Source organism: Xanthomonas vasicola pv. musacearum NCPPB 4379 (assembly GCF_000277895.2).
GTDB lineage: Bacteria > Pseudomonadota > Gammaproteobacteria > Xanthomonadales > Xanthomonadaceae > Xanthomonas > Xanthomonas vasicola.
Genome location: NZ_CP034655.1, coordinates 4,307,669 through 4,320,320 on the forward strand (window position 1 = coordinate 4,307,669; position 12,652 = coordinate 4,320,320).

At 63.4% G+C, this 12,652-nt stretch carries 11 protein-coding genes and 3 pseudogenes; 8 read left to right on the forward strand and 6 right to left on the reverse strand.

Going from position 1 to position 12,652, the window contains the following annotated elements; all coding sequences use genetic code 11:
* Window positions 1–10 precede the first annotated feature (10 nt).
* A complete protein-coding gene (locus tag KWO_RS19795) occupies window positions 11–589 on the reverse strand; it encodes a hypothetical protein (RefSeq protein WP_227479733.1) in 579 nt (192 codons plus the stop codon).
* 78 nt (window positions 590–667) lie between these two features.
* On the opposite strand from KWO_RS19795, the gene KWO_RS19800 reads away from it, so the two are divergent.
* Window positions 668–1,393: a hypothetical protein gene (locus KWO_RS19800; protein WP_227479734.1), complete on the forward strand. Its 726-nt coding sequence runs from the start codon at window positions 668–670 to the stop codon at window positions 1,391–1,393.
* A 62-nt stretch (window positions 1,394–1,455) separates the two neighbouring features.
* Here KWO_RS19800 and KWO_RS19805 read toward each other — a convergent pair whose 3' ends face one another.
* Window positions 1,456–2,820 (reverse strand): glutamate--cysteine ligase, encoded by a 1,365-nt coding sequence (locus KWO_RS19805; protein ID WP_010377823.1) that lies wholly within the window; start codon window positions 2,818–2,820, stop codon window positions 1,456–1,458.
* A 391-nt stretch (window positions 2,821–3,211) separates the two neighbouring features.
* Window positions 3,212–3,835: a ribosome biogenesis GTP-binding protein YihA/YsxC gene (gene yihA, locus KWO_RS19810; RefSeq protein WP_017112268.1), complete on the reverse strand. Its 624-nt coding sequence runs from the start codon at window positions 3,833–3,835 to the stop codon at window positions 3,212–3,214.
* Between the two features lie 144 nt (window positions 3,836–3,979).
* Between yihA and KWO_RS19815 the strand changes: the two genes are divergently transcribed.
* The 7 genes and pseudogenes from KWO_RS19815 to KWO_RS19845 all read left to right on the forward strand — a co-directional run.
* Entirely contained in the window at window positions 3,980–4,777 is a 798-nt protein-coding gene (locus tag KWO_RS19815; protein WP_010377820.1) for a c-type cytochrome, read from the forward strand.
* Window positions 4,778–4,872: 95 nt separating this feature from the next.
* Window positions 4,873–5,523: a thiol:disulfide interchange protein DsbA/DsbL gene (locus tag KWO_RS19820; RefSeq protein ID WP_010365583.1), complete on the forward strand. Its 651-nt coding sequence runs from the start codon at window positions 4,873–4,875 to the stop codon at window positions 5,521–5,523.
* A 91-nt stretch (window positions 5,524–5,614) separates the two neighbouring features.
* Entirely contained in the window at window positions 5,615–6,430 is an 816-nt protein-coding gene (locus KWO_RS19825) for a thiol:disulfide interchange protein DsbA/DsbL (RefSeq protein WP_010377816.1), read from the forward strand.
* Between the two features lie 49 nt (window positions 6,431–6,479).
* Complete coding sequence (locus KWO_RS19830) at window positions 6,480–7,217, forward strand: endonuclease/exonuclease/phosphatase family protein (RefSeq protein ID WP_010377815.1); 738 nt, start codon at window positions 6,480–6,482, stop codon at window positions 7,215–7,217.
* A 234-nt stretch (window positions 7,218–7,451) separates the two neighbouring features.
* Window positions 7,452–8,698, forward strand: a pseudogene (locus tag KWO_RS19835) (BCCT family transporter); the annotation flags it as partial.
* Between the two features lie 39 nt (window positions 8,699–8,737).
* Window positions 8,738–10,209 (forward strand): annotated as a pseudogene (gene betB / locus KWO_RS19840) (betaine-aldehyde dehydrogenase).
* Between the two features lie 168 nt (window positions 10,210–10,377).
* A pseudogene (locus KWO_RS19845) lies at window positions 10,378–10,512 on the forward strand (choline dehydrogenase); the annotation flags it as partial.
* A 392-nt stretch (window positions 10,513–10,904) separates the two neighbouring features.
* On the opposite strand, the gene rimI reads toward KWO_RS19845, so the two are convergent.
* From rimI to pssA, 3 genes are read right to left on the reverse strand one after another with little or no spacing between them, the layout of a single operon-like run.
* On the reverse strand, window positions 10,905–11,387 hold the full coding sequence (gene rimI / locus KWO_RS19850; protein ID WP_019768432.1) for a ribosomal protein S18-alanine N-acetyltransferase: 483 nt from the start codon (window positions 11,385–11,387) through the stop codon (window positions 10,905–10,907).
* Complete coding sequence (locus tag KWO_RS19855) at window positions 11,384–11,851, reverse strand: alanine acetyltransferase (RefSeq protein ID WP_010365589.1); 468 nt, start codon at window positions 11,849–11,851, stop codon at window positions 11,384–11,386. Before KWO_RS19855 ends, rimI begins: the two co-directional genes overlap by 4 nt.
* A 10-nt stretch (window positions 11,852–11,861) precedes the next feature.
* Entirely contained in the window at window positions 11,862–12,635 is a 774-nt protein-coding gene (gene pssA / locus KWO_RS19860; RefSeq protein ID WP_010365590.1) for a CDP-diacylglycerol--serine O-phosphatidyltransferase, read from the reverse strand.
* Window positions 12,636–12,652 lie beyond the last annotated feature (17 nt).

The window sequence follows — 12,652 nt, forward strand, 5'->3', positions numbered from 1 at the left end:
CATGCAAATCTTACCTACGCTTTCCTCGCAAGTATGATTGCCTATGCACGCGTACATCTTTATGATCATCTTCGCCTTGGCGCCTGTCAGGAGTGAAGGTTGACGCTGGATAGGCCCGACTCACGGCCCTGTCTTCTTCGGAATCGACGCGAATCTTTCGCATGCTGGAGACCTTGCTTTCCAACCCAAACAGCGACAGTAGCCGATACGCCTGACTAGCCGAAAGCTCTGCTTCTATATCGCTGTATCTAAACGATGTCACACCGGATGCGTTGAAACGCAAGGATTCGACAAACCTTTTCCTTGCAGCGGGGGAAAGCAAATTAATCGGACTGGAGGCATCGGCTTTGACCAGGTATTGCGCGAGACCTTCGGCAGAATGAATCTGAGCCGTTCTCAACCGTAATGCTTTCTGTGCATCCTGATTGGTAGCCAACTCTGCAGCAACTTGCTCAGCGGCCGTGTTACTCGACACTTCTTCAGCTCGCCCGGACGCATTGACCGACAAACCGGACACCAGGCAGAAAACAGCAACGCAATGCGTCATTCCAAAAAGTACTTTCTTTACTACTGGAAATTTTCGAAGCAAGCCTAAAGTGGAGGTTTCAGCAACGCTCTAATCAAAAAATCTTGTGTACTGCCACACTCAGATCATCCTGGTCGATGGATGATCGCCACCTCCTCGCTCTTGCCTACCGTTGCTTTTTTCTATATCGATACCGACTCAACGTCAACACCTGCTCGGCGCGACGCAAAGCAGAAAAAAGAGAAGGGCAACACAGACTCAGAACTCCCCCATCGCTCCCTTGTCGACCACCATCCATCACTGAGAATTGACATCCATCGTTGGCAATCTCACCGAATTCTCACATCGCGCCGCTCGGAGAGAGCCTCCAAGGAGATCGCAATGAAAACGGAATCGAAAAGGCTGGCAGCATTGCTGGCAGCGGTGACCTGGGTGTCGGCAGGATTTCTTGATTGCGCGATGGCACGTCCGACCGACGCAGCACCAGCGGAAGCGGCAAAGCACGTCGATGCACAAGACACTTCGCGGTTGCCAACGGCTCCCATTCGTTCCACCGAGCAACTTGATCGTTACCTGGCGAACGCGGATGCGTCCAGCCCGCTCGCGTTGCTTTCGCCGGCTTCGCGGAAGCGCTTCATTCAATCGCTGCGTTTCAACGCAAGCGGCGTAACGACGTTCACTTACACCGATATCGAAGCGGAACTTTCAGCCAGCCAGGCCTGCCGTCTGCTGACCCTGTTCGGCATCCAACACACTCTCGCCTCGATGCGCAAGATCCGCATCGAAACCCAGGAAGACGAAAAGGCGATGCAGTCCTGTGCGGCGACCCGCCTTCAACCGCTCACCGCGAACAGACCCCAGCACTGACATCCGGTGACGCTGGCACTCGCATCGCCCGCCACGGCATCTGGCTCGGCGACGAGCACATCTCAGTAAGCGAACTCGCGGAACACGCGGTCGATATCGCCGTTCCATGCGCCGTGATACAGCGCCAGCTTGCGTTCGGCCGCCGTGACGCCGCTTTCGGCGATCTCGGCGATCACATCCAGAAAACCGGTTTCGTCCTGCCCATCGCGGTTCAGGCGTGCACGGCGACGCAGGCCTTCGCGGGCGATGTTGACCGCTTCCACTGCCAGATCGCGCGCCGTGCCGTTGCGGAACGGCAAGCCCAACGCGTGCTTGGGCACGCCGTCGCGCAGCGCATGCCGCTCGGTCGGGCTGAAATCCTTGACCAGGTCCCAGGCCGCATCCAGTGCGGTCTGGTCGTACAACAGGCCCACCCAGAACGCCGACAACGCGCACAGGCGATCCCACGGGCCTGCATCGGCACCGCGCATTTCCAGATACTTCTTCAACCGCACTTCCGGAAACGCGGTGGTCATGTGGTCAGACCAGTCGCGCAGCGTCGGCAACGCGCCCGGCAGCGCCGGCAGCTTGCCCTGCATGAAATCGCGGAAGCTCTGCCCGCTGGCGTCGTGGTACACGCCATCGCGGTAGGAAAAATACATCGGCACATCGAGCAGATAATCGACGTAGCGCTCGTAACTGAAGCCGTCTTCGAACACGAAATCCAGCATGCCGGTGCGATCGGCATCGGTATCGGTCCAGATGTGCGAGCGGTAGCTCAGGTAGCCGTTCGGCTTGCCTTCGGTGAACGGCGAATCGGCGAACAACGCGGTAGCGATCGGCTGCAACGCCAGCGACACGCGAAACTTCTTCACCATGTCCGCTTCGGTGGCGTAATCCAGGTTGACCTGCACCGTGCAGGTGCGCGTCATCATGTCCAGGCCAAGCGAGCCGACCTTGGGCATGTAGTTCTTCATGATCTGGTAACGGCCCTTGGGCATCCACGGCATCTCATCGCGACGCCACTTGGGCTGGAAGCCCATGCCCAGAAACCCCAGCTGCAACTCGCCGGCGACCTGCGCCACTTCGTCCAGATGGGTGCCGGTTTCCACGCAGGTGTGATGCAGGGTTTCCACCGCAGCGCCGGAGAGCTCCAGCTGCCCGGCTGGTTCCAGCGTTACCGACGCGCCGTCGCGCAGCAGCGCGATGGTGTTGCCGTTTTCCTGCACCGGCTCCCAGCCAAAACGGGTCAGCCCGGTCAGCAAGGCCTCGATGCCGCGTGCGCCTTCAAAAGTGGGCGCGCGCAGGTCATCCAACTGGAAGCCGAACTTCTCGTGCTCGGTGCCGATCCGCCAGTCCGCACTCGGCTTCTCGCCAGAGGCCAGCACCTGGACCAGCTCCGCGCGTTCGGTGATAGGCGTTTCGGCAACGTGGCTGGGACTCGACAAGGGCAGGCTCGCAAACGAAAGGGGTGGGACGATGTGGGGATACTCCCCAGCCACCGCAAGGCCCGCACTATACCCGCCCGACGCGAAAGGATTGGCGACACCCACGGGGCATGACATTTCCACCAATGCATGCCCGGCATCGATCGCGGCGATGGCGTGATCCGGGTCAACCTGAGCGGGCTACGCGTTCCGCAGCGCCAGCATCCGCTTGCACAGCGCGATCATCACCGCAAGCATTGTCATGCTCGCCCTACCCAATGGTCAGGCCGCGCATCGCTCCGCATGCGAGCCACCGATCACTGCTGGTGGAAATGACAACGGCAGACCGAAGTCTGCCACCATGACGACGCGCTGGGCATCCACCCGCGTCAGACAATCGTGTGGCACGGCATCATTCCGCCGCGGTGGTTTCCACATCCAGGCCCAGCCAACCACCGACGATGCCGCGCAGTTCGTCCACACCCTGGCGCGATTCGCCGGAGTAGGTCTGCACGGTCACGCTGTCGCCGAAGCGCGAGGTCACTTCCTTCTTGACCTTCTGCAAGGTCTGCATCTGCTGGCCACGCCCGAGCTTGTCGGCCTTGGTCAGCAACCCGTGTGCGGGCAGGCCGCGTTCGGCCGCATAACCGAGCATCTGCAGGTCGTAATCCTTCAGAGGGTGGCGGATATCCATCACCACCACCAATCCGCGCAAGGCTTCGCGGGTGCGGAAATAGCGGTCGATGAAAGCCTGCCAGTGCGCCTGCAGGTCCTGCGGCACCTTGGCGTAGCCGTAGCCGGGCAGGTCCACCAGGTAGCGCTCGGGCTGGATCTGGAAGAACACCAGCTGCTGGGTGCGGCCGGGTGTCTTGGACACGCGCGCTAGCGAGTTCTGGCGGGTCAGCGCATTGAGCGCGCTGGATTTTCCGGCATTGGAGCGGCCGGCGAAGGCCACCTCGAAGCCGCCATCGTTGGGCAATTGCCGAGCGTTATGGGCGGACAGGTGGTAACGGGCTTGTTCGATAAGGAGCGACATCCCCCTAGGATCGCACGTTCGGGGCCTGGCAGTTTTGCTGCACTGTGCGTTGACCCTGGCGCAAAGGCGTGTCGATAATCGAAGCACGCCTGCCACTGCCAGTACCCAACGCGCGCGGGCCGGGTCCATACGGAGCTTTAGCTGATGCGCCATGCTCGTGTGCTAGTCCTCGCCGCTCTTGCCGTACCGGTCATTGCGGCCGTGGCGTTTGCGCAATCGGCGGTCACGCCGATCCCCGATCCGCCGCCGGTGCGCGTTGCGCCGCTGGAGGTAGACCTGGCCAAGACCACCTGGGGCAATGCCAAGGCCGGCCAGACCAAAGCCGCCGCGTGTGCGGCCTGCCACGGCCCGGACGGCAATCCGGCGGTGGCGATGTACCCGCGCATTGCCGGGCAAACCGAGCGCTACGTTGCGCATCAGGTGGCATTGATTGCCAGCGGCGAGCGCAATACCGGCATGTCGGCGGTGATGGTGCAGTTCGTCAAGGACCTCACCGCGCAGGACATGCGCGACCTGGGCGCTTATTTCGCGACCCAGAAAGCCTCCGCTGGTGTCGCCGACGACGCGGCGATTGCCGAGGGCCCCTACCAGGGCATGAAGTTCTACGAGGTCGGCGAGAAGCTCTACCGCGGTGGCGATATCGCGCGCGGCGTGCCGGCCTGCATGGCCTGCCATGGGCCGGCCGGCGGCGGCAATCCGGGCCCGGCCTATCCGCGTCTGGGCGGCCAGCACGCCGAGTACGTGGCGCGGCGCCTGAAGGAATACCAGGCCGGCACCACCCAGGAGCGCAATCCGGCGCTGTTCAATATCATGGCGCAGGTGGCGCATCCGCTGACCGAGCAGGAGATCCAGGCGCTGGCCAGCTATCTGCAGGGCCTGCATGATCGTGCCGACGATGCTGCAGCGGCGCAGCCGCCTGCCGGAGCACCCGCACGCTCGTAAGCTGACACCTGCCGTTGCCACACCGCTTCACGACGCCGGTCCCGTGACCGGCGTTGTCATTTCCCGCCCTTCCCCTTGCCCCCCACGGAGCCCGCATGAAATTGCTTTCCCGTCTGCCCCTGCTGGTGTTGTTCCTGTTGCCGCTGGTGGCCTGTGCCGCCGATAAAAAAGCCGCGCCGCTCGAAGGTGAGGACTACACCCTGATCGACGGCGGCCAGCCGTACGCGCCGCTGGCCGGCAAGGTCGAAGTGACCGAAGTCTTCGGCTACACCTGCCCGCACTGCGCGCATTTCGAGCCGGTACTGGAAGCCTGGGTGGCCAAGCAACCGTCGTATGTGCGCTTCACCCCGGTGCCGGCCGCCTTTGGCGGCTTCTGGGACGCGTTTGCGCGTGCCTACTTCGCCGCCGACATGCTGGGCGTGGCCAAGCGCAGCCACCGCGCCATGTTCGACGCCATCCATGAAAAGCAGACCGTGCCCACCCAGAACGTGGCGCCGGAAGAACTGGCCGCGTTCTACGCCAATTACGGCATCCCGCAGCAGCGCTTCATCGAGACCTACAAAAGTGAGGCGGTGGATGCCAAGCTCAAGGCCGCACGCGAGTTCGCGCTGCGCAGCAAGATTCCCGGGACGCCGGCGATCATCGTCAACGGCCGCTACCTGATCGGCGCGCGCAATTACCCGGACATGCTGCGCATTGCCGACTATTTGATCGCCCGCGAGCACGCGGCGCCAGCCAGGCGCTGAACCGCATAACCGCCAGCGACGGCCGCGCGTGGCATCATGCGCCCCGCGGCCGTCCGGCCCTTTTCTCGCCCCACGCTGGAGATCCAATCCGATGAAGACCCGCTTCGCCCTGACGCTGATGGCGCTGTTGCCGATCCTGGTCGCCTGCAAGGCGCAGGACGGCTCGTCCGACACCGCACCTGCCGCCACCACCCCAGCTGCCGAAACGGCGCCCACGCCTGCTGCCGCTGCCCCGGCCGCAGATCCCGCCGCCCCGCCTGCAGTCGGCGAAAGCGCCACCACTCCGCCGTCTGCCGCGCCCAGCGCTGCGCCGCGCGCGCCGAATGGCCCGGAGCCGGTCGCCGGCACAGATTATCTGGACATCGACGGTGGCCAGCCGTATCAGCAAGCCGCCGGCAAGATCGAAGTGGCCGAAGTCTTCGGCTATGTCTGCCCCGCCTGCAATGCGTTCCAGCCGCTGATCGGGCCGTGGAAGGCCGGCCTGCCCTCGGACGTGCATTTCGTCTATGTGCCGGCCATGTTCGGCGGCCCGTGGGATGACTACGGCCGTGCCTTCTATGCCGCCGAAACACTGGGCGTGCAGGAAAAGACCCACGAAGCGCTGTACAAGGCCATCCATGTCGACCAGACCCTCAAGGGCGAGCGCGGCAAGGATTCGGTGCAGGACATCGCTGCGTTCTACGCCAAGTACGGCGTGGACCAGAAGACCTTCATCGACACCATGAGCAGCTTCGGCGTCTCGGCCAAGACCAACCGCGCCAAGCAGTTCGCCACCCGCAGCAAGATCACCGGCACGCCGTCGCTGATCATCAACGGCAAGTACCTGGTCAAGGGCCAGAGCTTCCCGGACATGCTGCGCATTGCCGATCACCTGATCGCGCGCGAACGTGCCACGCTGGCCAAGTGAGTCGAGCGAACGCAACGTCGTGAACGCTTCGGAATCGCGCACCCTGCGGGTGCTGACCGCCAATATCCAGGCCGGCTCCAGCACCCGCCGTTACAGCGACTATGTGACGCGCAGCTGGTCGCACGCATTGCCGCTGGGCAGCAAGCGCACCAGCCTGGACAGCATCGCCAAGCTGGTCGGCGAACGCGACATCGTCGGCTTGCAGGAGGCCGACCCCGGCAGCTTGCGCTCGGGCTTCACCAACCAGACCCACTATCTGGCCGAGCGCGCCGGCTTCGATTACTGGAGCCATCAACCCAACCGCCGCATGGGCGGGGTGGCCTCCAGTGCGAATGGTTTGCTGAGCAAGCTGGAACCGGTGGAAGTGCAGGATCACGCCCTGCCCGGCCGCATCGGCGGACGCGGCATCCTGCTAGCCAAATTCGGCGAAGGCCGCGATGGTTTGGCCGTGGCGGTGGCGCATCTGTCGCTGGGCGCGAACTCGCGCATGGCGCAGTTGGCCTTCATCGCCGAACTGTTGTCCGACCATCCCAACGCGATGTTGATGGGCGATTTCAATTGCATGGCCGATCGACCGGAAATGCAGTCGCTCTATCGCCATACTCGTCTGCAACCGCCGAGCTGCGAAGTACACACCTTTCCCAGCTGGCGTCCGGACCGGGCGATCGACCACATTCTGGTCAGCGACAGTCTGGTGATCGAACATACCGAGGCAATTCCTGCTGCGTTTTCAGATCATCTGGCGGTGGGCATGGATATCCGCGTGCCACGGCAATTGCTGCGTTAAATAACCAGAAAAGTGACAATGGGTTCGTATTGGCGAACTCGACCGCTGACACCCCTCGCACCGCCTGTGCGATCACGCAGGCGGCTTTTCGTTGGGAGCACAGCACGTGATACGCATCGTATGAGTGCGTCGCCATGAGTGCGACAGCGCCAAACACGTTGCCGGTACGCACACTGCCCGGTGTTCGTGCTGGCAGCCACGGTCGTGTGCACGTTTGCCTTGCTGGTGTCGCTGTTTCCGCTCGAATCAGGAGGTGTCCTGCTCGATGCGCAGATCTGGGCGTCGCGCAATGTTGGCTGGTACTGCCTGCTGGCGATGACGTTGTATCTTGTGTTTGTACTCGCCACGGCCTTGTCCAGCTTCGGCAACATCAAGCTCGGCGCCGATCACGACGAACCGGAATTCAGCTACCTCTCCTAGGCCGGCATGCTGTTCGCGGCCGGCATCAGCATCACGCTGTTGTTCTTCTGCGTCTCCGAACCACTGACGCATTATCTGCAGCCGCCGCAGGGCGGTACCGGCAGTGGCGAGGCATCCGCGCGTCAGGCGATGCAGGTGCTGTTCCTGCATTGGGGCCTGCATGGCTGGGGCGTGTTCGCGCTGGCTGCCATGGCCTTGGCGTATTTCGCCTTACGCCATAACTTGCCGCTTGCGTTGCGCTCGGCGTTGTATCCACTGATCGGCAAACGCATCAACGGGCCGATCGGCTATACCGTGGATGCGGAGCCGCGCGGTAATCACGATCACCGTGGCGATCAGCTTCGTGTTCTTTGTGACGTCTGCCGATTCAGGCACGGTGGTGTTGTCAACCCTCTCCTCGCACGGCGGCGAACCGCACGACGATGGTCCGCGCCGGCTGCGTATGTTCTGGGGGGGTGCTCACTGCCGTGGTCACTGCAGGTTTGTTGCTGGCCGGCAGCCTGGACGCGCTGAAATCGGCGGTGGTGCTGGCCTCGCTACCATTCTCCGCAGTGCTGCTGATGGCCTGGGGCCTGTTGCGCGCACTCAGCGAAGAATCGCAGCGCAAACGCGCGCAGCTCTAAAGCCCCAGTCCGTTGATCGGGCAATCGCGCCACCACGGCGGCTGGCGTCCGCGCGTGGGCCAGGCGATGCATTTCCCGGCGCGCGATGAGGTGTATCGCTTCATGCACGACCAGGTGCGTCCGGCCATTGAGGCGGTCACCACGCAGTTGCACGAGGAAGGCTGGAAGGTCAGCAGCCGCATCGACGACGGCGACATGGAAATCAGCGTTGATCACGGCGAACAGCAGGGTTTCCGCTATCAAATCGTGATGCGCGGCTATCTCACCCCGTCGTTTGCCGCGCAGCGCTTGCGCAACCAGCGCTACTACCGCGCCGAGGTGTACCTGTACGAAGGCAGCCAGGACTACGAGCTGGTCGGCTACAGCCGCGAACAGATAATCAACGACATCATCGATCAATACGAGCATCACCTGCAGTTTCTGCACCTCACCCGCTGAGGTGCGTCGCTGCGGCGACCGTCCCACAAGAGGTTTGTCATGCCACGTTTCCCCGACCAGCTGCTGTACATCGGCGGCCGTTATGTTCCCGCCCGCGGCGGCCACACCTTCGAAGTGGTCAACCCCGCCACCGGCGAAGTGCTGGCCAACGTGCACAACGCGGGTGCCGACGACCTGGATGCGGCCGCCGATAGCGCAAAGGCCGGCCAGCAGCAGTGGGCTGCGCTCACCACGGTAGAGTGTTCGCGCACTTTGTTGCGCGCAGTGGCCTTGCTGCGCGAGCGCAACGATGCGTTAGCCGGGCTGGAAACACTTAATACCGGTAAGCCATTGAGCGAAACACGCAGCGTCGATATCGTCACCGGTGCTGACGTGCTGGAGTACTACGCCGGCGTTGCGCAGGCGCTGCAGGGCGTGCAGGTGCCGCTGCGCGAAGGCAGCTTCTTCTACACCCGCCACGAACCACTGGGCGTTGTAGGCGCGATCGGTGCGTGGAATTACCCCATCCAGATTGCGCTATGGAAGGCGGCACCGGTGCTGGCCGCCGGTAACGCGATGATCTTCAAGCCCAGCGAAGTCACCCCGCTTACTGCGCTGACGTTGGCAGAAATGTTCACCGAGGCCGGCTTGCCCGATGGCGTGTTTAGCGTATTGCCTGGCGATGGCGCCAGCGTGGGCAGCGCGCTGACCGAACATCCGCAGATCGAAAAGATCAGCTTTACGGGCGGCACCGCCACCGGCCGCAAAGTGATGGCCAGCGCATCGAGTTCGTCGCTGAAAAACGTGGCCATGGAGCTGGGCGGCAAGTCGCCGCTGATTGTCTGCGCCGATGCCGACCTGGACCTGGCCGCGGACATCGCCATGATGGCCAACTTCTACAGCTCCAGGCAGGTGTGCCCCAACGGTACTCGCGTGTTCGTGCCGCGTGCCTTGCGCAACGCATTCGAAGCGCGCCTGCTGGCACACGTGCAGCGCATCCACATCGGCGACCCGCTCGATGAGCGCACCACCTTCGGCCCGCTGGTCAGCGCCGCGCATATGCAGCGCGTGCTGGACCATATCGAACAGGGCAAGGCCGAAGGCACGCGTCTGCTGTGCGGCGGCGAGCGGCTGCGCGATGGTGCGTTGGCACAGGGCTATTGCGTAGCGCCGACCATCTTCAGCGACTGCACCGACGTGATGACCATCGTGCGCGAAGAAATCTTCGGGCCGGTCTTGAGTCTGCTCACCTACGACGATGAAGACGAAGCAATCACCCGCGCCAATGCCACCACCTATGGGCTGGCTGCGGGCGTGGTTACCCCGGATCTGGCACGCGCGCATCGGCTGATCCATCGGCTGGAGGCCGGCATCTGCTGGATCAATACCTGGGGCGAGTCGCCGGCACCGATGCCGGTGGGTGGCTACAAGCAATCGGGCGTGGGCCGCGAGAACGGTCTGGCGACCTTGCAAGCCTACACGCGCACCAAATCGATCCAGTGGAACTGGAACGTTACGCGTCGGTGTTCTGACGGCGGCCAGCTGGCGCAGGCAAGCGCCGGAGGTGCACCACGACCGCGGCGAGCGCATGCACGCCGCTCGCACTTTCCGGACCGCTCCCTTTCGATCTGCCATGCGCCTTGATTGCCATCGCACCCTCACCGCATCAGGAGAACACCATGCAACACGAATACGACTACATCATCATCGGCAACCTCAACGCCACCACCATCATGATTGCCGAAAAAATCGCCGACCGCATGCGCGGCCGCGCCCCGTTGCCGCGTAGCACCGCCGATTACTACATCGCTGGCGATGCACCGGTGCGCGGGTGATGTCTCCAATTGATCGAGGCCACGCTTCCCTCGCCAATGAGGGCAGCGTGTTTATCGATGTTGAGGGAACCAGAAACCTGCTGCCGAACTCCATCGCCACTAGGCTGCGCGTCCGCCGTCAAACAGCACAGCACTGCATGCCCTTGCGGACCGCGCTGAATGTTGAAGAGTCCTCAAGGCTGATAGCGGCATACGACAAAGGGCGCGGCGATTACACCGGCTTCGCTCAACTGCGCTTGGTAGCGCGATACAAGTCAAGCCGATCGCACAGATGCAGGCCGGCAGTCGCGTCGGCACCCGCTAAAGCTCATCCACAACAATCATCGTCGGCAGCCAACCAACCTCGCATCGCAGCAACAACCAGTCGCATCCTCAACGACGACTACGTTCGCTCAGGAGAATCCTTCGAAAAACAATTCGATCGCCATCACCAACGCATCTTCGCGCCCGGTGCTGGAGGGGTAGTAGCGTGGGCGCCGGCCAATTTCGTTAAAGCCTTCGGAGTGATACAGCGCAATCGCGGATGGATTGGACGGGCGTACTTCCAGAAACGCGCGCCGCGCGCCGCGATCGCAGGCGCCCTTGATCAACGCGCGCAGCAACACGCGGCCGTGGCCTTGCGATTGCGCTTCTGGTGCGATGCAGACGTTGAGCACGTGTGCCTCGTCGGCGGCGATGCTGATCACGCCATAGCCGATGACCCGGCCGCCCTGCTCCATCACCCAGCCGGGATAGCCGGCCTGCAGACAGTCGCGAAAGATGTTGCGCGTCCACGGAAACGGATAGGCGCGGAGCTCGATCTCCATCACCGCATCCAGGTCGCTCTCGCGCATTGCGCGCAGCGAGGTGGGTTGCGGCGCGTTCAATGCGCTCACGCCGGGTCCCGGCGCCGCCGCAGCGCGCGCAGCTGCGGCCACAGCGCGCGCTTGGCGGCCGGATTGCCGCGCAGTTCTGCCAGCGGCCAGGACGCCATCAAGGCCTGAGTCGCGGGATCGCCCGGATTGCAACCGGACGCGCGCAACAAGGCCATCTGCAGACGATCCGGCATGCCGGCGCGGCTACGCCGTTGCGGCGCCGCTGCCGGCGTGGTGCTAGGCGCACGTGGCGCTTCGGCAGATGCAGAAGCTGCGCTGCGCCGCGCGACGGGCGCATTGACAAGTGCAGACTGCGGAGCACGCTCCACGCGCGCAGGTGCGGCCATCTCTACGCGCTCGGCAACTTCGACAGCTGCAGGTAACGCATCGACCGCATCGCGATCCAGATACACCGTGTGCCCCAACGCCTGCAGATACGACACCTGCAGATCGGACCATATCGGCTCGGACGCCGCGTCGCTCACGAAAACGCGCTCATGGCAGCTCGGGCGCGCGCCGCCACCGTCGCCACAGCCACATCAGCGGGCCGGACAAGGCATACAGCACGCCGATCACCAGAAACGAGCGCGGCAAGTCGATCACCAGCAGCGCGATGACCACTGTGGCGATCGCCAATGCCAGGAACGGCACGCGGTCGGCACGCGGACCACGCGCACCGCCCTTGAAGCTCCAGAAGCGGATCCGGCTGACCATCAGCAACGCCGACACCACCGTGATCGCCAGCGCTACATAGCGCAGCTGCTCGCCATCGAACCCCAGGCTGTCGTCTGCGAACGCCCAGACGAACGACATCATCAGCCCAGCCGCCGCGGGGCTGGCCAGGCCAATGAACCAGCGTTTGTCGACCACGCCCACCTGGGTGTTGAAGCGCGCCAGCCGCAGCGCCGCGCAGGCCGCGTAGAGAAAGGCAGCGGACCAACCGACCCGGCCCATCACATTGCTGTCGTATTTCAGCGCCGACAGCGACCAGTGGTACATCACCAGCGCCGGGGCCATGCCGAAGCTGACCAGATCGGCCAGCGAGTCGTACTGCACGCCGAATTCGCTGCTGGTATTGGTCAGGCGCGCAACCCGGCCATCCAGCCCATCCATCACCGCAGCCACGAACACCGCCATGGCGGCCTGGACGAACTGCCCATTGGCGGCGGCGATGATGGCGTAAAAACCGGAAAACAGCCCGGCGGTGGTAAACAGGTTCGGCAGCAGGTAAATCGTGCGCGAGCGCGGGGGCGGTCTCATCTCATCCATCCGCCAAGTGTAGGGCC